The organism is Mongoliitalea sp. (genome assembly GCF_054166905.1).
In genome coordinates this window covers 16550-39759 of the sequence record NZ_JBSZCK010000032.1, presented here as the reverse complement: position 1 = coordinate 39759, position 23210 = coordinate 16550, and the positions used below count along the sequence as shown (strand labels likewise).

Genomic DNA, 23210 nt, shown 5'->3' with positions numbered 1-23210 from the left:
GCGAGAAAAAATTGTCAATTGGTCAATGCCAGAGGTAAGCCACCTCCTTGCGGTGATCTCACCAGTAAAAAATATTTGTGTAATTAGCGTAATTCGTGGTTTATAAAATTTCAGAAGGCATACTTGCCATCCGTTAATATGATTTTAGATTTCTGGACGGTTAGTGGAATTGCGAGCCATGCGAGAAAAAATTGTTCATTGCTCAATGCCAGAAATAGACTACCCCAATGCAATGATCTCACCACTAAAAAGTATTTGTGCAATTTGCGCAATTCGTGGTTTATAAAATTTCAGAAGGCATGCTTGCCATCCGTTAGGAAGGTTTTAGATTTCTGGATGATTTGTGTAATTGCGAGCCATGCGAGAAAAAATTGTTCATTGCTCAATGCCAGAAATAGACTACCCCATGGCAATGATCTCACGAAAAAAAGCATTTGTGTAATTCGCGTAATTCGTGGTTTATATTTAATTCGTGAATCCCCTCCTTGAACCTTTCACCTCCTACCCTTTCCCTTACAATTCCCTTTTCCATACCCTTAAGACTTCGAACGTTCCTGAAATCCCCACTTGTTCTAAGTTATACCCTCCAAAAAATTCCTGTAAATAATTACTCATCGTTTCAGAACCCTTGGGTTGAATGATATAGAGTTGAGGTGCATCTTCCCATGTTTTGACACCATAATCAGCATACCTTTTTTGTTGCATAGGACTCCTGGAAAACCAATCCAGGATGGTAAATGGGAATCTTTGCTTGTAGGAGCTTACTGGGAAAAAGCCTCTATCCTGCCCCATATAAATTATCAATTGCTCATCGGGAACAAACTCCAAACATGCTTCCAACTCACGAAACTTGCTTTTTCTCTCTGATTGTTCTTGCAAAACTTGTACTCCTTGATATAGGACCATTGCACCTATAGCGAATACCAGAGAATAGATAATCCACGGGTGAACTGTTTTTGGTTGATTGGAAAAATTGATAATTCCTAGTCCTAATAAAAGCACTAACAATCCAATGCTTATACTCCCTGAAAATCCATATAAATAGGCATGCGCCAATTGAACAATTCCCAATAACCCTATAAAAAACAATAATTGTCTGGTATGTGAACTATAAAGTATCAAAATCAGCAAAACAGCCCCTACTAGCGAAATAAGCAAGATATTATTGGCTAATCCTGTAAACAATTGGGAAACATAAAATTGGAAGTAAGCCTGTTTCCAATATCCCCTCTTTAGTACTGCCAACATTGTTTCCAACTCCTCAAGGCTTGGAGCATCCGTCTTTTCCTGCAATCCATGAGAAAAATATACCCATGAGTTGTCCATTGCGGAAGGGTTGGATTCCATAGAAAACTGAAAAACAGGATGATCGATTACTGATGTGCGGGCCTGAGTGAACTTCTCAAAGCTGCTGTATTTGAGTGAAAAGCGAAAACCACCCTGTATAGAAATCAACAAAAGCATTAAGATAAAAATTGTTCTATTCACTTTGAAAAAACTCAAAATAACCTGCTTGGAAAGAAAAATGAGTAGGTATGCAAGCGTTATCCAAAACAATAAAAAGAAAGTCTTGTAGTCGACTAAAACAGCTACCAATAACAAGCTAGAAGAAATGAATTGGTATTTGGCGAAAGTCTTTCCATGTTGACTAGCCGCTATCAGTCCCCCTAAACCTACAGCAGTTGCTAAACCCGCCACCAAGGTGTAAGATAAAGCAGTAATCTGCCCCAAGAGGATCAGTAAAAAGCTAGCAATTAATAAGCTTATAATCCATTTATTGTTAGCTATTTGACTCGTTATACCTATAAATTGGTAAAAACAAATGGAGATGATTACATACCAGACAATGCTATACCAGGGTACGCTTGGGCTACTACTATACAAACTCGCCAAAAGTCCCGATAAAATTGGATGCAAGAAACCCGTATAATACTCCACCTCCCCGGTATATGCCCCACTAACCAACCACATCATTGGCACATCCCGCTCCCCATCCAAGCCACCCAACAAAAGCAAAACCAGCAACCATACCCCAAGGGATAAGAGGATGAGGGTAAATTGTCGATTGAAAAGGTTTTTTGTGTGCATGTGATTAGCGCTCGATGAAGATACGGAATTTACAGAAAATTGGGGAATTCTCGCGGAAAGCACGGAATGCGCGGAATTGTAGTAAGATGAAGGGTGGGATTGTACCAAGTACCAAGTACGAAGTACCAGGTAGGGATTCTAGTAATAGAGACGAGATGCGAGAAGTTAGAAACAAGAGACAAAGCCTGCCCCGAGTATCGGGGAAGCAAGAGTTAAGACAGGGGCGGGTATTGGACCTGCGTGAATTGTTTTTGAATAACGGATGAAATTACTTTTACTAATGCTGAGTGTATAAAGTATACGCATTAGGTTTTAATGCGAAAAATTCCGACCTCGGAGAGGTCATATGTTTATAGCTAAGTTAGTTCCGGCTAGAGACATTCGACTCCTTCGGAGTCGCACCTGTCCCTAAACGTATTTTAACTATAAATATGTGATCCCGCTGGGATCGAAGACTTCGTTTAAGCATTCAAGAATTATATAAGATGGCAAAAAAATTTCATGACCTGACAATGTAGGGGGAAGGATGAGGGAGGAAGGATGAAATTGTACTAAGTACAAAGTAAAAATTCGGGTAGTGGAAACGAGAAGGTTTAGTAGAATTGAAAAGTATTGGCTATTGCAAGCAAGATTCCGGAGGAATCAACTACCGAAGGTTATTTGCCCCGGGTTGCTACCCGGGGTTTAAAAGGAGAATCAGCATTGGTCAGCCCAACTCCGGTAGGAGTTGAATTTGACGGGAAATGATTGGTAAAAGGGTTTTTTGAATATAATTCAAGTGCTAAGAAGGTTCAGGGTTGAATTCAACCCCTTTCAGGGGTTGGGAGGACCTATGAGTGTACTATCATCAAACCCCGAGTTTGCACTCGGGGCTAATGCTCTGCGGGATTGAAACCCTATCGGGGTTTTGCGTTGGTCGTGCTGTTCGAGCTTTGTAATCTCGAACTCAGACGAAGAGAATTTGTAATCCTCGTATCCTAACGGTTTTTTGAAAACACCTTTCTATTCCAATTTATTACGTGGCTAAAAATCCGCAGGACCAATTTATTCCTTACTTCGACTACGCTCAGCACAAGTGCTTCGACAAGCTCAGCACAAGCATTCCTTGCTTCGACAAACTCAGCACAAGTATTCCTCATTCCAATGCACTGTTCACTGTTCACTACTCACTACGAAGCTTCCCATCGAGTGGCTTTCCATCCCGTGGGTGAGACGGAGGGCGTAGAAGGTATTGAGGATTTCTTGGAGATTAGCCATGTTCTCTTTCGGATAGTAACCAAATTTATGCGGATGCGACCACAAATGATAGACACCTCCCCTTTCGGCAGCTAGCGTCATTTCCTCTTGAATTCTCCGAACTCTTCGTTCATTAAATAAGGAACTTTGATGGTTTGGTCTAAGCGATCGGGAAGCTGGCAATTTGAACCAGCCTTCCTCAGAGCGTTCTAAGTTTTCATAAATGGAAGATTTGCCCAGTGAAAATACGGTGTCTCCCGTACGAAAAATTTTCTTGAGAAGGTTTTCACGATTTGGTCGCTTCCAATACCAATCCTCGGGATTGGAACGCACAATATCAAAGCCTTCTTCTTTGGCTATGTGCAAGGCATTTGGATGGTATTGATTTCTTGGAAATACCAAGCTTCGCAAGGTATGACTGAATTTTTCTTGCGCTATTTTTTTGGCAGCTCGTAAGTCAGCTTGGAAGCCCATATCTTGCTGACCCTTTTCAGAAGTATAATAATGCGCAAAGGCATGACTCCCGAGTTCCTGTAAGGGATGCTCCAAAATACGCTGAACCAAGTCAGGAGCAAACAAACAATCTTTATGTAAAAAGTCCGATTTTTTTACCCACTCATAGGCCGAATACTTCGATTGTTCATAGCTAGGTAAATTGCTCGGAAGAAAGGTTCTCCATTCCTCTAGTGATTCTGCCATCAAAGAACCAACCGTAGCCCAGGTTGCCCGGATATGGTAGAGATCGAAAAGATGCAGGATCTCCGGAATGACCGATCGGGTTAATTGATAATAATTTCGATCCTTTTGGATATCATATTTGTCAAACCTGCCCCAATGCAGTTCAAAGTCCAAGGATATGATCAGCGCACTTTTCAAGTGTGTTTATATTTTTGGAAAGCGTTCACGAGTTGATGAAGGCCCAAGATAGCACCAACATAAATAAAAATCATGAAAATACTTTTCATACGCATCATGATCCCAAAATTGTTGAGACTGAAGGCATAGACTGTACAAATCAAGGCACTTGCTACTAACACCGGCCAAAAGATTTTAGGTATTTTCCCTAGCAAAAGGGAAAAAACGAATACACCAAAGAATAATAATAGCAAGGTATTTTCCAAAGCAGCGGCTACTTGCCAAAAAGAACCTCCCTCCCATAGCAATGGACGAAACAAAAAGGTTCCCACTACTTCCCACCAGGCATAGTCTTGCATATCTACGAAAGAACCGGCTTGAAACCCCGCTAGAAATTCTTGTTGTCCTTGGAAAAAGGCTTGAATTCCTGCTCGTGACAACAAATCCACATGGCTAATTAATTGGAGGTATTGGTAAATGGGAATGAACAAAAGGGCTGTTAGCACTAGAACTCCACCTTTCATCAAAGTACTATAGTTAGCTTGAAAAAACCAAAAAGGTACAAATATCGCCAAGACTGCTCCCTGCAAAGGCCGCACCATCCAACTAAGCGCTATGGCAGCAAGTAAATATATCCATGCATAAGGGCGATGGGTCCATCCGACTACATACAAAACCAAGGCAACAAATGCCAAACTTTCCTTCCCAATACCAGCCGTCCAAAAGTGTAAATTGGGTAGGAGAAACACAAGTTGCAAAGCTTTAATCCTCATCCCATCTGCTCCTTGCAATATAAGAATCGAAGCAGCGATGGCATACAAACGAAAAATCGCCCAAAGCGTCAGCCCTGCATAGATCAAATTTACCAACCAGAATGGAAGACCCATTATATGTGAAAAAGGATAGGTTAGCCACTGTACAAAGAGTGTTCTAGTTCCCCAATGCTGCATCCATGAATGGGGATCTGGAACAGTTTCTGCGGTTAGATTCCAGTACTTCAGGGCATCTCCTCCATACTCCTGAATATACCAAGTAAATACTAGGGATATTCCAACATGAACACCAATAAGTATCCAAGAAAAATAGGGAAAACCGTCTCCTGCTATATCAGTCTTCCAAAGCATGCCTGTAAGATTCTATGCTTTGTTCCAAACTGTAATGCTCCAATCCCACCCTGCGAATGCTTTCAGCATCGTATTGACTGATTTGTGTTAACCAATGCTGAAATTGACTATCGTTCAATTCTTTGTCTATATACACAAAAGGATAACTCCCCAGTCGTTCCTCGGTATCCCCTATGCCTGCTGAAAGAATCAGGGGTAACCCCATTAGTAAATATTCTCCAATTTTAATTGGTGCCAAACCCATTAAACTTGGGGCTTGTTTTCTCAAACTAATTCCCATGTCAGCAGCACTGAGGTAGGAAGGAATTTGATCGAAACTTCCTTTGATTATTCGAATCTTCGACCTAAGGTGTGAAGGAATCGCTATAGTTTCTGGATTTTCACGGGTCAATACCAAAAACTGAGCGTTGGGTTGTGAAGCTACTACTTGGGTAAATACTTCCAGCATACGATCCCATGCATAGGGCACTCCCAAAGATCCTGTATAGGCTAGCAGCAAGTCTTCGGCCTCCAATCCCCAGGTTTTACGCCAATAAGCACGATCATCCAAGGAACGCTGAAAGAGATTCGTAGGCCTGCCATTGCTGACTATATAGCAAGCTTTGTTATGGGGAAGTTGTTGGTTTTCTTGTAAATATTGAATGGCTCGTTGACTTCGGGTTAGAATTTTATCTGAAACAGTCAGGATTTTATACTCTTCTTTTTTTTGTTGAAGGTATCGAAAACTTCCTTTTTTTAAGCCTGCAAAATCAACCCGCTCTTCAATACTCAATCCATCTGCGTCATAGATCAGTTGAATGTCTTGTTGTTGTAGCCAACCATGCAAACGGTTGACCATTATCGCAGGCATGATGGAACGAGGCATTAGGAGTTGTATCTGATGATCCTTAACATATTGCTTGATCCGTTCTACGCCTTTGTAAACAGTCCATAACGCACCAAGCGCCGCATGCGGTTGGCGATGAATGGGTAGTTGCGTGTAAGGGATTCCAAGTTTTTGTGCGATTGCCTGAATTCGTGCTACTTCCGCAGGTGTAGCCCAAGAAAACTGTACCACATGGCATTCGTATCCATATGGTGCTAAACCTGCGAGTATAGGAAAAAATAAGGATTCCAGGTAGTTAGAACTTCCGGAATCCCAGGTAATCAAAAGCAAGCGCTTGTGGGTCATAGGAGCTCTTGTAAAAGTTTCCGAATCCGTTTCATGTTTTGGTCAATGGTATAGTTTGCTTGAACCATTGATTGTCCATTTTTACCCATGTTTTTTCGTTCATTGGGGTTGTTTAATAAAAACAACAGCTTTTCCTCCCAGTCTTGCATCGTAGCAGCTAAATAGCCATTGTATCCATCTTTTACTATTTCCACATTCACTCCTACAGGAGATGCGATCACAGCTTTGCCACAGGCCATGTATTGGATCAATTTATAGGCACACTTTCCTTGCTCCCAAGCACTATCGGGTAAAGGCATAATGCCTATATCCATTTGTTGGATAGCAGCAACTTCAACCTCTTCCGACCATTGCAAGTGAATCATATCACCGGAATAGGCTAGTTTTTCTTTGCTATTGATGATTAGTAATGTAAATGCGTTCTGCGCATATATCCGCCCGAATACAGGAATCAACTCATGCAAATATCGCTGTGTACTGGGTGAACCTATCCAACCAATCGTCGGCTGATTGGCTGGTATTACAGGAAACTCCTGACTATACTTTTTCCAATCAATGACCGTGGGCATGGAAACTATTTTTACAGCACCTGCTCGCTTAGCATATTCCTCCAAATAGGGAGAACCCGCCAAAACAACAGATGCTTGTTGCATGATGTGTGCGATCTTAGTTCCCAATACCTTTCTAATCCATTGATTTTCATGCAAGTCGTAATTGTGAAAAATAGCATCGTCAAAATCAAGGATTAGCTTCCCTTTAAAAAAGCTGTACATCCATTTCTCTAAGCTAGCTGGAATATACGGAAATACTTCTTTCTCTACCCAAATTACCTGATAGGATTTGGCTCGAAGGAGTATCCAGATACGCCTCATGTAGCAGCGTAATATATTCCAAGTTGCGGGTTTTTTCCCACTATATAATTGCTGTAAATAGCGTTCATTAAAAAAAGGCTTTACTTCTACCTGATACCCTTCAGCTTCCAGCAATCCAACAAACTGATAGGTCCGCAAGCGACTAGAGGCACCCATGCGGGGATATTTGGGAAGGAAAAGGATACTGGGTTTTATTGTCATTTTATTTTAAAAATTGCATTCATAGGATTGGTTTATTTCTCTTATTCAAATAGCCTACTATTCCAATCTTGCCTGATTTTCTTGTTTCTGTTTGATAAGCGCATCCCGTTTTTTGTAGAAAAGAATTTTTTCTTTGACTCGGTCCATTCGTAGTTTTTTGTTGTGAGCAATCAGGTAGAAACAAAAGAGTAAAAAGTAAATCATGGTCATGTTTTTCATACGCATGATAATTCCAAGATTACTCAATGAATTCATAAAAGCGAGAGCTACAGGGATGAATGTTATCATACCAGCTTTTATAAACAATGGCATGTCGCGAATAGCTTGAGGTGTCCAGTTTCTATAGATAAAGAAACTTAACCATAAATAAAGAGCATTTTCGAAAGAGGAGAAAAAAGAAACAACATTATGCGCATCTATAAATAAGGGCCTAAACATATAAGTAAAAAGCTTCATGGGCCATGGATAATTTGTCAAATCCAAGCGAGAACCTACATGTGAGGTATTTAAATTCCCTATTTTTGAATCAGCTAATGTCTCCATAGATTCAATCGAAAGATCTTCCAAGCGTAATGCTTCCAATGTGCTTGGCAAAAGGTATATCGCTCCAACAGCAGCTATACTACTAAAAAGAATTTTATAACCTATTCTCACTTCTGATCCTAAAAGAATCGCTATTCCTGCACCAGAAATCAAAGCTTGCCCCATATGTGGTCGTGCCATATAAACGAAAAATAATGCTATTGCTGCCTGCCACCAACGGGTTTTATATTCTTGCAACGAAAATAAAAACCAAGCTATCCCCCAAAAACAAATAGCATCTTTACCTACCCCCGCTGACCAAAAATGAAGATTTAGAAAATAAAAAATCCAAGGAAATAAAGGGATGTTGAGAACCTTATGATTGATTGGAAACAATTTAGCTACAAGAACAAAAAGATATCGAATACCTAAAAAACCCAAAAAACCGAAGAGTATATTACCAGTTAAATAGGAAAGTCCAAAGATTTGACTTGGAAAATAACACAACCATAAAATAAATTTAGTTCCTTCACCAAAGTAACTCATCCAGTTAACTTCTCCTCTGATGATTACCTGCTCCATCCCAAATTTCCAATAACCATAAGAATCCCCTCCAAAATTCCGGATATACCATGTGAAAAATAGACTAAAAAACAGATGATAAAAAAGAAGGTAATGTAAATGCACTTCATATTTGTAGGACAAACCAAACTTCTTAGCCATACTCGAATTCGAGTTTACCAAAACAATTAACAATGACGCTATTAGAATTATATCTAACATTTCTTAAAAAAATAACTTTTAGGTCTAAACTTAACCACAATTAAGTAACAGAATCATCTAATTATACTCTTTTTCCTCAATAAATCTAAATACAAATCCTCTACTTCCCTGCAATAGCGCTCAGCTGTATAATATTTCATAGCTCGCTGATATCCTTTTTCACCCATCATTTTTCGTTCTTCTGGGTGATTAATAAGGTATTGTATTTTATCAGCAATAGTTAAAGGAGAATAGGGTGTAATAAGAAAACCCGTTTCTTCATCAACTACTACTTCTTTTAACCCCCCAACATTTGTTGCAATGACAGGTAAAGCATTCATCATTGCCTCTGCTGCCACTAATCCAAAACCTTCATAGGCAGAGGGTATACAAAAAATATCCATTACTTTATAGTATGGTGCGGTATCATAATGATATCCTGCAAAAATTACTTTTCCTTGGAGATTAAATTGTTTTACTACTGATCGTAAAAATTCTTCATCCCTCCCACTTCCAACTAAAAGAAGTTTAACTTTATTATATTTAACACTGACTAAAGATTCTATCAAATCTGAAAACCTTTTGTGGTGATTCATCATCCTACCCACAGCACCTACAACAATTTCATCGTCTTTAATTCCAAGATCAGCTTTTAAATAATACACTTCTTTATTAGAAATGGGTCTTGGAATGTCTATCCCGTTATTTATCCAAATCGCTTTTTTAGGTCCAACTTTAACTTTATTGATAAGATAACCGTAAACACTAGGTGAAATTCCAATATATTTATCGGCAACCCATGAAAAAATTCTCAATAGAAAACTTGCTTTTAAACTTCTATTTTGGGGATCAGAAGTCTCTTCTAAAATAATGATAGGAGCTCTTTTTAAAAATCCATTGATAGCAGCCATGGTAACACCTTCATAAACTGCTCCATGAATAATATGAGGATTATAATCATTTATGATTTTCTGAACTTTTTTATGTTTTCCCCAGTCAAACGGACCTGAAAAATCTCCGATTTCCAAAATATCAACACCTTCTTCTTCAATCCACTTTGCAACTTCCCCTCCTTTGAAGGTTCCAATAATTTTCATTTCAAAAATATCTTTATTTAAAAATTTAGATAATGATAATCTTGTTCTTTCTACACCTCCTCCAGTCACTGTTGACATAATATGCAAGACCCTAATCATGATTTGCTAATTCATTATAAAAATTTTCAAGATTTAAAATATAGCTTTCTTCTGAGAATTTATTATTAACCGCTATCTTCCCATTAATTCCAATTTCAATTCGTTTCTCCTCTTGTAATTTTAAAATATGATTTAATTTTGAAGTAAGATCATTTTCAATTAAAGGATTAAATAACCATCCAGTCTTATCATTATCAATAAATTCCTGGATACCCCCTACATTTGAACAAAGGCAAGGAATGCCTAGCTGCATGGCTTCGACAGCAGCGATGCCAAAACCCTCTGATAAAGATGGTAAGACAAATAAATCAGCTTTTTCAAGCCATTTAAAAGGATCTTTGACAAAGCCTGTGATTAGGACCCTATCTTTAAGTCCAAGTTTGTAAATAAGATTCTCTAAATTTTTTCTTTCTGATCCCTCACCTACTAAAATTAATTGAACTTTTTGATTCTTAATTTTTGATAATGAGTTAATTAAAAGCTGCTGATTTTTAACTATTTCAAAGCGCCCAACTGAAACGATAGTGAAATTTACTTGTTTAACTCTGCCGTAAAATAAGGGTCGAGAGACTGGATTATATAAAACTTCGGCTTTTTCTGGCCTTAGCTCGCCAATTCTTATCAAATGATCTTTTACTGAGTTGGAGACGCAGATCACTTTGTCAGTTAACTTATAGATCAATCCAAAAATAAATACTGCAATCTTGGAATGTGATGGTATTCCTACTTCTTCTGCAAGTAAAATTTTAACACCTGCCAGTTTTCCTGCAATGATTCCATGAAAGTTAGCTTCACCTACAGCTGTGTGAACTATATCTGGCTTAATTTTTTTAAACCACGAATAGAGTTTCCAAATATTCTTTAGATTCTTAATGGCTGGATTATTGCCGAAAATCACAACATTAAAACCCTTAGTTTTTAGATCTGATTCTGTAAAACCACCTTTGCCCAAAGATCCAAAATAATAACAATGCTGTAATAAATCAGGATGATTGGTAAAAGATATATACTGCTTTTCCTGACCTCCGAAATCCAGAGAGGAAGTAAGGCGAATAATCTTCATCTTTTTAACCTATAAGATAGTTTTAATATCAAGTTGGAAGCTTTAAAATACTTATTGATCAATAAAAATTTAACTATCCTTTTTATTGAATTTTCCGGAAAAATAAACTTCTTAAAAAGGACCCACGTATCTTCAGGAAAATTTTCTAGTGCCTTCAAGCAAAAAGAAGATGGATAATTTTTTAAATACAAAATAGAAATACATCTGTTCATCAATCTTGAAATTCTAAAACCCAGAGCTGTATATTGATTGAGCAGCTCATAATGACTAATTCCATGTTCCTCCGTAACTAGCTTGTATAGGGACATAAATCCAAAATATTCTTTCTTGAAATCATTAATTTTTAAACTAAGCATACTGTTCTCTAGCATGTAGTTGTAGGCTGTTTGGCTAGTAAAATTGATTCTTTTACAGTGTAAGAGGTAAGTGAATAAAAAAATGACATCCTCAAACATATGAACTTGAATATCAAACTTGATAGAGTTATCCCTTAAAACTTCTTTTTTAAATAACTTAGAAACAGGATATCCCATATCTGAAAGTGGATATTGCTGTAAGTAAAAAATCTTATCTTCTATTTCTACAATTTTATCAGGGAATTCCACCAAAGTGGTGTTCTTTTGAGAAATCCGCTTCAATCCTGAAACAACCAACTGTACATCCTTAGTATTTACAATCAGATTTTCTAAATAGTTGGGCTGTACAAAATCGTCACTGTCAATAAAACATAACCAATCCCCTCTTGCTAAATCAATCCCTAAATTCCTTGCACTACTAACGCCTGCATTTAACGTATGAAACACTTTAAATCTTTTATCTTTGAATGCATATTCATCGCAGATTTTAGAACTGCTATCAGTAGAACCATCATCTATAACTATAGCTTCAAAATCTGAAAATGTTTGAGAAACTATAGAATCCAAACATCTATTCAGCGTTTTCTGAGTATTGTAAACAGGAACAATTACTGAGACCGGTATCTTCACGTATAAACAAATCTAAATAATACTTTAAAATATTTTCTTATAAAATTCCTGCATAGGGTACTATTTACCAATAGGTTACCAATTCTAAAAGGCAACTTATAATACAAATCAGCCCAAAAATAATTCCCTTTTTTAAGGTTCAAAATTTCCTTGGATACCATATGCGATTCGGGAAGAAAATACCTAGTTCTTAGTGATTCATAAATAAGCTTATCAATAAAAACATCGAACTCTTTTTTCTTTTCATTGCATTTAATTTCTATGGGTTTTAAGAAACTTTTTAAATGATACACAAAAGTTTTTTCGAAGGGTACATTTTTTTTAGACAACCGGATGTTATCTTCACTTGAATAATAAGCTAAAGGATTTTCTATAAAATACGCATTACCTTCACAAAGATTGACTCTAAACCATACATCCAAATCTTCTCCAGACCATAAAAATGATTTAAACCCTATGTTATTATTAAAAAACTCTTTTCTAACGACTGTGGAAGAAGATGTAAAAAGATAATTATTGATTGCATTTTTAAAATAATGATTAAGCTTATTAAGTTTTAGTGAATTATTTTTTACCTCCAAATTTCTTTTGTCCAGACAATACTGAGATCCAATTATGTTGATATTTTGATCAATTTGAATTACTTGACTATTTTTTTCTAAGAAAAAAGGAGACCAACAATCATCTGCATCCAAAAAAGCTACCCAAGGATAATTCGCTTGCCTTATGCCTGCATTCCTTGCTGAAGAGACGCCCAAGTTAACTTGGCTAATTAATTTGACCTTTTCCCCATATTCCGTCTTTACTAAATTTCCGCCCCCATCTGAAGACCCATCATCGACGACTATGACTTCGAAAGCCTGAAATGATTGAGCTAGTACACTATCAATTGCTCTTTTTACAAATGACTTTTTATTGTAAAGGGGAATTATAACAGAAAACATTAAATTCAAAATTTTAAACTCCGTTTTAATTTTAGGGCAATTTTAAAGCCCAATATTTTTGAAATCAGCTGGAATTTTGGCCCGCCAATAAAAACCTTTTCTTTAATGCCTAATTTGACTTGTATTTGCTCTGACTCTTTAAGTAAATGGAGATGATTGGGATAAACGTCATATATGAATTTTTGATAGACTTTTTTTAATGCAACCCTGACTCTTCTAGAGTCTTCCACATTTAGTACATACCTTTCATATAATTGTAAGGAAGCCAATTGGGAAGCCATAGCCTTTTCAGTCTTTTGTTGACTTACATTATTTTCACTTGGCTTTCGGTAAAAAACTTTCCCACTCGGTTCAAACAAAACTTGTTTTGCATGTAACAATACCCTACAAAAAAATTCCCCATCTTGATTAATACTTAAAGATTCATCCCATGGTCCCGCTTTGTCAATTAAATCTCTGTGTGTCAAATAAACCGCAGGTTGGTGCATCTCCTGATAATTCCAAATTCTTAATAATAAATCTAGTCCAGATTCAAAATCCTGAAATAAACCATAAGGTAATTGAGTAAATTGATTATTATTGTTTTTAAAGTTTACCCATTCACATGAAGCCACAACATTAGACCCTCTACCTTTTAATAGATTAATTTGTCTCTCTAACTTATCTGAAGACATTAAGTCATCTGCATCTAAAAATTGGATATATTCACCTTGGGATTTCTTAATACCCAAATTAATGGCAGCAGAAACCCCCTTATTGATTGAGTCAATCAATTTAACTTTTTGCGGGTGCTCTATTGCATACTTTTTCAATATTTCAAAAGAACCATCTGTCGAACCATCATTAACTACCACTAATTCAATATGTGGATAGGTCTGTGCTAAAGCCGAATCCAATGTTTCTTTAATAAAAGCAACCTTATTGAAAACAGGAATAATAACTGAAACTAAAGACATATCTAAGTTCTTAATAATCTTTAAATTTCACGATTAAGCATTAATTGTTGAACCGAATACTCTTCCGCCATCAAATAAATCTTAGAGTAACTTCTATTTAATAGGTTAGAAACAATTGATTTTGAGGATAAATTTTCTAAGTAAAATTCACAAACCCCTTGACGTAGTTTAATTACCTCACTTGAATCCATTGAAAATAAATATTGAATTCTTTCATATAAATCTTCAGTACCTTTAAATGTAACACAGTCAACACCATTTTTTAATTGAGGCTGAAAAGTGTTAGCATAACTTTCCTGCAAAAATGGAATTGTACCAACAGACATAGCTTCTATAAGATTGTGACTTAGTGGCATATACATTCCAGGCATTGCAAAGAAAAAATCAAATCTACTTAAAAAATAGAAGAGCTTTGAAGGCGGAATTTGATATGTGTTTTTTTTCTCCACAAAATAAACTAACCTGTCTTTAACGTTTTCAAAAAAATCAATTTCATCTTTAACATCAATTCTATTTAAGATTCCATAGGAATTGATTAACTGGCTAATTTTAAATCTATTAATAGCAGAAAATAAATTTTCATTATATTCATTAGAATAATTTTTCCCCATATTTCCTGCCATAAATAAGCTTTTATGTCTCTTATACAAGAACGAAAAATCTTTCTTCCAAAAATTCAAGAAGTATAAATCAGGATGAAAGCCTATTGGAACAAAATAGGAATTTTTTTTAGTTTCAGGATTGATAATGAAATCAAAATAATTTGGTGAAATACGTTTATCATCTAAAATAAGAATAGGGTTAATATTTGTTGGTTTTCCAATTATCAATTTTTTTTCCTTAAAGAGTAAATCCGAATCAGGATTACATTTTAAATAATAAATATTTCTTATGGAAAATTTTATAGAAACTATATAATTCTCCATTAAAAAATACTTACATAAATTGTAAAAATATCTATGGTATATTTCAGGCCTTGATAGATCAATATAAACCAACTTTGATTTCTTTGAATAATTTTTTATCCTGCTAAGAGAGCCCAATCCAATAAAGATTGATGAAAGGAGAACTCTTAACTTAAAAAACTTACGTGTCACCAAGCTTATCACCTTAATTCAACGTTTTTGAAAAAAAACTAGTATATCCTGAAAATATTTTACTTGATTGAAATTTGCTTTAACATTAAAGTCGTATCCTTCTTTTTCAAAAGAATTAATAATTTCCGTGAAATTATTTGTCATTTCAGAATGATGATGATATTCTAAAAAATATTTATTGCTTGATTTAATTTTATTATTATTAACCAAATCCCTTAAAATTTGACGCTCAGCACCTTCAACATCTATTTTTATTATTTCAAAAATATCATCGTTAATAATTGAGGAAAGCTTTTTGGACTCAACTTTCACTTGAAATTGATTTCCTCTTGTCTTATAAATTGAACCTGATAGATTATTTGTTCCAAATTTTTCAAAATAAAAATTTTCAAATCCTTCTTTATCCGATAAGCAGTAATTTAGAATTGAAATATTTTTTAAGTCATTCTGTTTAATATTTTGAATCAAGAATTTAAACATGTAAGGATTGGGTTCTATTGCAATAATCTCAGCATTTGGATATATTTTTTTAAAGTATAAAATGGCAATTCCGATATTAGCTCCGCAATCTATAATTTTTGGTTTATCGGTTTTAGAATCAAAAAAGTATTCTCGATTTAAAAAAATCTCCTGAAATAAATAAAGCAATGAGCTAGCATTTGGGCCGATAACTTTAAAATCGAAAAAATTTACACTTACATCCTTTTCTTCTTTCTCTATAGATTTTAAATATAAGTAAACTATTGTTTTTATGGCACTTACCTTTTCATTATACCCCTTTAGGTTTCTGTTAAAAAAAATGGAATTCATGAATTCAAGAATTCTTTTTATGTGGTAAAAAAATAATTTAATCATCTTTTAGTCTCCCTTCCGTTTAATAATGCATAACATTCTTTTAATGCCCCCCAACTTAGGGAATTACAAACAATAAAAATTGCCCAAGATTCTTGAATCGGAATTGTAAAGAATTTTTTCAGTGAAAACCTATATCTTCTAAGGATGAAATTAAGAGTATGCAATAAAAAGCCGCTATAATTTCCTTTGTATTTTCTTGTATAAGTTCCCCCGAGAATCCTTTGATTTCTATAAACCAATTCTTCTATTGTATACCTGGCTGGATGTCTATTAACCAAGTCAGGAATATAAACCACTTTGTATTTTTTAGAAATCCTCAGTGATAGTTCTGTATCGCCATTGGACATTAAATCCTCTCTAAATCCGCCGAATTCTTCAAGGATATTTTTGTAGGAAAACCAATTACCTGCACCACAGGATCCCTCTTTCGCATATCCTGCGAAATCAAATCCTGTATATTTTTCGTAAACTTCAGCAGGAGTTAATCTTTTTGGATTTTTATAAAATAGAGGTACAGGCCCCGTTAATATACCTATTGCTCTATCTGTATCATTAGAAAAATATTTATATGCAGTTTGTAACCAATTTGATTCCGGAATCATATCAGAATCTGTAAATGCGATGATTTTTCCAACTGATTTATTCACTCCCATATTTCTGGCCGCATAAGACCCTTGTTTCTTTTCATGATGTATGAAAATTGGAAATGAATAGTTTGAAATATTAATTTCAAATTTGTTATCCTCAGAATCATTATTAACAACGATTACCTCAAAACTAAAATCCATTATTAACATGTTTTGAAAAGCATTCAAACAAAGTACTAAACGTTTCTCATCTTTAAATACAGGAATAATTACTGAAAAATAGACCATAATAACTTATTGGTTTTCAAAACTAATGCGCAGTTGTTTTTCAATTGTATATATTAACAATAAGATTGCAAGGATTTTTTCTTAGCATTTCAATTGTTTATAAAAAAACAAGTGAATTATCGGTGAAAAAAACAATTTAGTTATTGAAACTTAAGACAGAAGAAGCCTTAGATTTAATCTTAAAGTAGGTCCTCTGATATGAACGAATGGTGAATTTTAAAATACTTACAATGCTTGGTTTTTTTTGAAATCCAAAAGAAAATAAACCTTTTAAGTTTGGCTGGTGAAATTTGTTTATTTTTCCGTAAAACCCTGTACTGACATTTAGTCCATGTACTGACATGCACCACATAGGAATACTATTGGATATTTCAATCTTCAAAGGATCACCTTTATATGAAATATGAATCTTATGAAATACTGTCTTAAATCCTTCTTCCGACTTTTTCTCAATTAATGAAATAAAAGGATTTTGCCTATGAATGGTTACTGATGTAACTCCAGTATCAATATCATATATATAACCCTTATTAAAATTCAAGGCACAATATTCTTGGTTTTGAAAATTTTGTTGAATTTTTGCTATAAAATCCATGTGAAGCATATCATCTGTATCAACACGGCTAGTAATCAAAAATTGAAAATCATCAGAAAACATCAAATTAATATCTTCATTAAGATATGGTCTTAAACTAAAAACTGAAAACTTCTTTTCTATCAAACGAATAAATTTGAAAGGACTTGTCATTTTATGAAGTTGGGTAAAAATTGACTCTGGAGTTTCGCTGTCTAAATAGATAAACCAGTAAAAGTTTTTGCTAGATTGATTGATTATAGAAGGGAAACAAAACTGTTGGAATATTTCAAACCTTTCATTTAGCCATATTTCAGGATCATAACCCTTTTCAGCCATTTTGGTTTTATAAAAGATATTAAACCGAGTTATTAAAACATGTTTGAACTCCATACTATATTTTTTTATAAAAACTTGTTTGTGTAAAAATCTTTGACCCAACAGATGGATCAAAGCTCCTTAATACCATTGAGTTTTTAATTAAATCTAAGGAATCTGCCAATTTTCTTCTATTTGAATTATCAACTATTAAAATCCCATTTGATTTTAATTTTGGCAGCGCATGTTGGATGCAAGCATTTCGAGCTTTTCCATCCACAAATACAAGGTCAAAGTAATTGTCTGCAAAATTTGAAATCACTTTGGTATACTCCCTGTAATCTAAGCCATCTTCTGGCTCATCAGAAATTATATCAAATGAATCTTTTGTTACATTACACCCTGTTTTAAGATAGAGATTTAAATTCTCCTTCGATACAAGAGCTTCTTTAACAATCCTATACCATTCTTCATTGTGTTCAACTGAATGAACTTCTAACACCCTTTCTGCGAAAAATCTCGTCGAACCGCCACTTCCATATTCAAAGACCTTCATTTTAGGATGGACCAATTTTTTAAGATATTCAATAGCCTCAAATGTAATCAATGGTATACCAAGCTGAATTGGTCCTTTAGAATAACCAAGATTTGACTTCATATAAGCTGGATAGTATTTAATAATCCTTGCATATGGTATACCAATTTTCAAAGCTCTTGCACTCTCCTTAATGAACCAATACTGTACATGAAAGAAACTATTTTTGAATGAAAATTTTTTCATAAAACCTTAAATATTTTTTGGATTTGTTTTCTAAGTGTCATATCCAAATTATAAAGCCTAAAAAAAATGAAATTAAAATGCGATGGAAAAGCACAGCCTTGATTATGACAGAATATACCCACAGCACCAGCCCAATAATATTGATACTTTATGCCGAATGAATTATTTTTTTGTAAATGATTTCTAATTTTTACCCTCAAATCCACCCAATTCTTCATTCTTTCATTTTTTTTCTCAACATTAGTGCTTATAGAATTTACAGAATGGTAAATATTAGTTAAATAACGGTTATCAAAAACAATTTTAGGATGAAGTATTAATAACCTAAACATCAAATCATATTCTTGGCTACTCGTCAAAGATTCATCCCATCCCCCTACCTCCAACAAAAAATTTCTGTTCCAAAGATTCGCACAAGTATCTCCTAATTTACTCCTGATCAATCCTTTCCAAATATCATTATCTGCTTTTCTGAAATGTTTTCTTCCATTTGGAAATAAATGAACACTATTTCCAACAATAAAAGGAAAATCTTTTTTCGCCAAATTTAATTGACCAGGAATTTTATTAGGCAACAATTCATCATCGGCATCTAAGAACTGAACCCAATCAAATGAAGCATGTGTAAGTCCAAGATTCCGTGATGCAGCAGCTCCTCTATTTTTTTTTCCCTTGTGTTCTAAAACCTTTATGTGTGAATATGTATGCCCCAATTCAAGACCTAATTCTTTTGAACCATCCTTTGAACCATCATCTACTATAAATATTTCTTTCACCGCAGGCTCAAATAATACAGAATTTACAGCTTTTTCTAAAGTCTTTATATTATTAAAGACTGGAATTATTACAGAAACACACATAGGTTTCATTAATTTCATGTTAATTATTTAGTTGGAAAAATTAGTTATAAAATTTAAATCAACAATATTATTACTTTTGAAATATTTGAGAATAATTATACTTCAAATAAATATTCCTATTTAAAAACTGTATTCAAAGAATCAATTGTCTATGAACTAATAATAAGTAAATGATTTCCTATTCAATATATAGAATAAAAAAAATAAACTGAAAAATAAAGCTTTATATTTATGTTTATTAAAAGAGAATCACATTAAAAAAACAATTCATGGATTAATTAATTTTGTTATATATAAGAGAAATAAAATCCTTCATTCTTAATTCTGGAAATTTTGAGATGATTTTCAATAGTGAACCATTTTCTTTCATAAGAATTGATTTCCATTGGTATGATATTGTTTTTTTAAAATATTTTTTATGGTTAGTTCCAAATTTTTTAGAATAATCTTTCAGCAAATCAATATTTGAATATCGAATTTTCAACCATTTTTGTGAATCATTAAGGGAGGAAGAGTAAATTCCCTGATCATGAATTCTATATACACTCATTATTTCATTCAAATAATAAATTTTTCCAATTAGCAATAATTGATATATCAAGGCTCTATCTCCAGACAAATAATTATGATCGCCTTTTGATGGATTATTTTTAAAAAAATTCCTGAAAAGTAAGGAAGCTGTTGGAAAAAGACCACCACCCCGAAAAATCACTTTTTCGTCAGGAATAACTTGAGAACTACTATAATTACAGTGATAGGATAAAAAATTTCCATCAGAAACCATTTCAGCATTATGAAAAACAGCACTGACATTTTGATTATTTTCTATGAAATCAATCTGCTTTTGAAGTTTTAAAGGATCTGTCCAATAATCATCACCCTCACATAAAGCTATATATTTTCCCTTGGCTTTTGGAAAAACATATTTATAAATTGGTTTAATACCTTTTGAGAATTTATTTTCAGATTGAAAGATGGTAATAAAGAAACCTGGATGTTTGAAAACATAATCTTTTATTATGTTAATAGTACCATCGGTTGAAGCATCATCATGAACAATTATTTCAAATGAGAAATTAGTTTCTTGCATTAAAAACCCATCAATACAATCTCTAATATACTTAGAATGATTGTAAGTGAGACAACATATGGAAACTAAGGGTTTGTTATCCATTATTAATTATTTTTTCCATAATTTGAGTGTGTTTCTTTAATTCAATAACATGAAACCCTTCTCCTAAATAGAGACTTTTTGCTATAGAATTTGATTGATCAACTTCTAATTTGACTTTTTCAAAGTTTGACTCTTTCATTTGTCTATAAAGCTCATTTAGAAATCTTTTTGAATATCCTTTACCTTGGAATTCTTTTAGTATTGAAAAAGAAGTAATAAATCCTGTTTTTTTTTCCAAATCATTCATGTAAAAAGCTAATATCCCAACTAATTTTCCTTTTTGATCTTTACCTAAGATAAAATTGGCATAATTAAAAAGCTTTCTTAAATAATCATTTAAGTTCAACCTAGTTGAAAGAGGAGGAAAAAAAATTTCTTCATTTTCATTGAAATAATTTTTTAACTCATCATAATTGATTGAGTTTTCAAATTTCAATTCACTTTTATCCACTGATTAAGTTTTAAATATTCAAGGTATTTTAAATAATAATTTTCAATATCTATAATACATACACCAATTACGTCCTTTGAGTTATTGTATTCATTGATTGAATCTCCAATTTGATTATAAAAATTACATTCAAGAATTCTATGTTTTAGATCTTCAGGAAAATCAATATTATTAAGAACTCCATATTTTAATGAATGAACAATCAATTGGGCTCTAGACTTGAAGTTCCTGTCATATTTCAAAGAATTGATCAAATATGATTCGTTTAAAATCAAGCCTACATTAGCTGCTATTAAATCAAATCCAGAACTATATTTTATTAAACTGGGCATAAAATTCCCACCATTTCTAGCTCCGATTTCTAAGATGAAAATTTCATCATTTGAAGAAATAATCACCTCAATATTAATTCCTCCATTTTGAAATCCAACCGATTTAATCAATCTAGAAACTTCAGCCACTACAGTACTTATAACATCCTTATGAAATACCGAAGGAACTAATGTAGAGTATGGAATAGCTCCTCCAATTCCACTAAAATATTGATCTCCCAATAAAATAAATTTTAAATCACCATCTACGACAAAACCCTCACCATGAATTTGTGGCCCTTTTCTTGGTATTAACTCTTCTATAATTACCTCTCCCGATCTTGAGAATGACTTAGATACCTCAAAAAGGTTTTTCAATTCTTTAAAGCCCTTAATTTTAAAAACCCCTTTGCTTCCACTTGAATCAACTGGTTTAATTACATATTCTTTATTTTCATTTAAATATTCTTCGGTTTCTACATAATCCCTAAAACTATAAAATTTCGGAAAGCTGAATCTATTTTTTTGTTGAAACTCTCTAAATAAAGCTTTGTTGGATAGCACTTTTACTGCTTCAAACCCTCCTCCATTTAAGCCAAGTTTTTCACTTACATAAGCTGCAGTTATTGCAGCAGGGTCGGAAGCATATGCAAAAACACCATCAATCTTGTTTTTTGCTGCAATTTTTAAAATATCCTCAGTATTTACAGTTGATACATTGTAATACCTATCTGAATAAAGATGTCCTGGATTATTTGGTAAATAATCTGCAGTAATAACATAATAGCCTTTATTTTTACAATACTTAATGAAAGGAACCTGAGAAGGAGCCCCTCCTAAAACGAGAACTTTCTTCATAAAAAAGATTATTGAATTATAAACTTGACTATTTCACTAAATTCTCTCTCAGAAAGATCATTGTACAAAGGAAGACATAAAATACGTTTGGAAATATCTTCGGTTCTGGAAAGATTTTTATTATCATGAAGAATTGAAATTGTATTTAAACTTGGATAAAAATACCTTCTCGGACTTATTCCATATTCATTCATCGAATTAAAGGCTTTCAATAAGCTTTCCTCGTTTGGGAATAAGACTGGATAATAAGAATAGTTGATTTCTCCTCCTTCTTGCATTTTTGGTTTAATTAAACAAGAACTTCTTAAAGCATTATCGTACCAAGAAAAAATCTCTTTCCTTTTTTCTGTGATATGATGAAAATGATTAAGGTTTACTAAACCCATCGCTGCATGAAACTCAGAATTTTTCCCATTTATACCGACTTCAGCAAAATCCTCAAATCCCTTATGACCAAAATTTCTCATATAATACATTTTTTGGTTCAATTCCGGATCAGAAGTAAATAATCCTCCGCCTTCAATCGTGTGAAAAATTTTCGTGGCATGAAAACTTGCAGTGGAAATTGTCCCATATCCCAAAAGACTTTTTCCCTTATACTTTGAACCAAACGCATGCGCCCCATCATATATAACTGGAATACCTGCATGATTAGCAAGATTTTCTATGGCCTCAATATCACAAGGATTACCATAGACGTGAGTTGCCAAAATCGCTACAATATCCTTATCTAACCTTTTCTCTATCTCTTTTGGATCAATATTTAGAGTTTCAGGATCTATATCCACAAATAAGGGTTTACAGCCTTCCCATAGAATGCTACTAGTAGTGGCTATATAAGAAAATGGCGTGGTGATTATTTTCCCCTTCAGTCCTAAAGATTTGATGGCAATTTGGAGGGCTATGGTGCCATTGCCAGTAAAGAGGAAATTTGGAACATTTAAAAATTGTTTGATCTTTTCTTCCAATTCTTTTACCAATGGTCCCTGATTGGTCAACCAATTCCTTTCCCAAATACCATCCAAATAGGCTTTGTATTCTTCAATAGGCGGTAAAAATGGTTTTGTTACTGGGATCATC

21 protein-coding genes are annotated in these 23210 nt (G+C 33.9%); all 21 read right to left on the bottom strand.

Going from position 1 to position 23210, the window contains the following annotated elements:
* Positions 1 to 513 precede the first annotated feature (513 nt).
* Positions 514 to 2088 (bottom strand): hypothetical protein, encoded by a 1575-nt coding sequence (locus tag ACXIUD_RS11860; protein ID WP_458052858.1) that lies wholly within the window; start codon positions 2086 to 2088, stop codon positions 514 to 516.
* A gap of 1152 nt (positions 2089 to 3240) precedes the next feature.
* Positions 3241 to 4200, bottom strand: coding sequence for a polysaccharide deacetylase family protein (locus tag ACXIUD_RS11855; protein ID WP_458052857.1), 960 nt, complete (start codon positions 4198 to 4200; stop codon positions 3241 to 3243).
* Positions 4197 to 5303 carry a hypothetical protein gene (locus ACXIUD_RS11850; RefSeq protein WP_458052856.1) on the bottom strand — a complete coding sequence of 369 codons (1107 nt, stop codon included), beginning with the start codon at positions 5301 to 5303 and terminating at the stop codon, positions 4197 to 4199. Before ACXIUD_RS11850 ends, ACXIUD_RS11855 begins: the two co-directional genes overlap by 4 nt.
* Positions 5287 to 6474, bottom strand: coding sequence for a hypothetical protein (locus ACXIUD_RS11845; RefSeq protein WP_458052855.1), 1188 nt, complete (start codon positions 6472 to 6474; stop codon positions 5287 to 5289). Before ACXIUD_RS11845 ends, ACXIUD_RS11850 begins: the two co-directional genes overlap by 17 nt.
* Entirely contained in the window at positions 6471 to 7547 is a 1077-nt protein-coding gene (locus ACXIUD_RS11840) for a glycosyltransferase family 4 protein (protein ID WP_458052854.1), read from the bottom strand. The genes ACXIUD_RS11845 and ACXIUD_RS11840 overlap by 4 nt, the downstream gene beginning before the upstream one ends.
* A 57-nt stretch (positions 7548 to 7604) precedes the next feature.
* A complete protein-coding gene (locus ACXIUD_RS11835) occupies positions 7605 to 8792 on the bottom strand; it encodes a hypothetical protein (protein WP_458052853.1) in 1188 nt (395 codons plus the stop codon).
* 113 nt (positions 8793 to 8905) lie between these two features.
* Positions 8906 to 10006, bottom strand: a complete 1101-nt coding sequence (locus tag ACXIUD_RS11830) for a glycosyltransferase (RefSeq protein WP_458052852.1) — start codon at positions 10004 to 10006, stop codon at positions 8906 to 8908.
* A gap of 13 nt (positions 10007 to 10019) precedes the next feature.
* Complete coding sequence (locus ACXIUD_RS11825; RefSeq protein ID WP_458052851.1) at positions 10020 to 11090, bottom strand: glycosyltransferase; 1071 nt, start codon at positions 11088 to 11090, stop codon at positions 10020 to 10022.
* Positions 11087 to 12076, bottom strand: coding sequence for a glycosyltransferase family 2 protein (locus tag ACXIUD_RS11820; protein ID WP_458052850.1), 990 nt, complete (start codon positions 12074 to 12076; stop codon positions 11087 to 11089). Before ACXIUD_RS11820 ends, ACXIUD_RS11825 begins: the two co-directional genes overlap by 4 nt.
* Positions 12073 to 13020, bottom strand: a complete 948-nt coding sequence (locus tag ACXIUD_RS11815) for a glycosyltransferase family 2 protein (RefSeq protein WP_458052849.1) — start codon at positions 13018 to 13020, stop codon at positions 12073 to 12075. Before ACXIUD_RS11815 ends, ACXIUD_RS11820 begins: the two co-directional genes overlap by 4 nt.
* 5 nt (positions 13021 to 13025) lie before the next feature.
* Complete coding sequence (locus ACXIUD_RS11810) at positions 13026 to 13976, bottom strand: glycosyltransferase family 2 protein (RefSeq protein WP_458052848.1); 951 nt, start codon at positions 13974 to 13976, stop codon at positions 13026 to 13028.
* A gap of 20 nt (positions 13977 to 13996) precedes the next feature.
* A complete protein-coding gene (locus ACXIUD_RS11805) occupies positions 13997 to 14902 on the bottom strand; it encodes a hypothetical protein (RefSeq protein WP_458052847.1) in 906 nt (301 codons plus the stop codon).
* 189 nt (positions 14903 to 15091) lie between these two features.
* Positions 15092 to 15883: an FkbM family methyltransferase gene (locus ACXIUD_RS11800; protein ID WP_458052846.1), complete on the bottom strand. Its 792-nt coding sequence runs from the start codon at positions 15881 to 15883 to the stop codon at positions 15092 to 15094.
* Positions 15884 to 15924: 41 nt separating this feature from the next.
* Complete coding sequence (locus ACXIUD_RS11795; RefSeq protein ID WP_458052845.1) at positions 15925 to 16803, bottom strand: glycosyltransferase; 879 nt, start codon at positions 16801 to 16803, stop codon at positions 15925 to 15927.
* A gap of 136 nt (positions 16804 to 16939) precedes the next feature.
* Positions 16940 to 17770: a glycosyltransferase gene (locus ACXIUD_RS11790; protein ID WP_458052844.1), complete on the bottom strand. Its 831-nt coding sequence runs from the start codon at positions 17768 to 17770 to the stop codon at positions 16940 to 16942.
* A 1-nt stretch (position 17771) separates the two neighbouring features.
* Positions 17772 to 18476, bottom strand: coding sequence for a class I SAM-dependent methyltransferase (locus tag ACXIUD_RS11785; protein ID WP_458052843.1), 705 nt, complete (start codon positions 18474 to 18476; stop codon positions 17772 to 17774).
* Positions 18473 to 19354, bottom strand: coding sequence for a glycosyltransferase family 2 protein (locus tag ACXIUD_RS11780; protein ID WP_458052842.1), 882 nt, complete (start codon positions 19352 to 19354; stop codon positions 18473 to 18475). The genes ACXIUD_RS11785 and ACXIUD_RS11780 overlap by 4 nt, the downstream gene beginning before the upstream one ends.
* A gap of 256 nt (positions 19355 to 19610) precedes the next feature.
* Positions 19611 to 20510, bottom strand: a complete 900-nt coding sequence (locus ACXIUD_RS11775) for a glycosyltransferase (protein WP_458052841.1) — start codon at positions 20508 to 20510, stop codon at positions 19611 to 19613.
* Positions 20503 to 20961 carry a GNAT family N-acetyltransferase gene (locus ACXIUD_RS11770; RefSeq protein ID WP_458052840.1) on the bottom strand — a complete coding sequence of 153 codons (459 nt, stop codon included), beginning with the start codon at positions 20959 to 20961 and terminating at the stop codon, positions 20503 to 20505. Before ACXIUD_RS11770 ends, ACXIUD_RS11775 begins: the two co-directional genes overlap by 8 nt.
* Positions 20943 to 22130, bottom strand: coding sequence for an ATP-grasp domain-containing protein (locus ACXIUD_RS11765; protein ID WP_458052839.1), 1188 nt, complete (start codon positions 22128 to 22130; stop codon positions 20943 to 20945). The genes ACXIUD_RS11770 and ACXIUD_RS11765 overlap by 19 nt, the downstream gene beginning before the upstream one ends.
* An 8-nt stretch (positions 22131 to 22138) precedes the next feature.
* Positions 22139 to 23209, bottom strand: coding sequence for a DegT/DnrJ/EryC1/StrS family aminotransferase (locus tag ACXIUD_RS11760; RefSeq protein WP_458052838.1), 1071 nt, complete (start codon positions 23207 to 23209; stop codon positions 22139 to 22141).
* Position 23210: the final 1 nt, after the last annotated feature.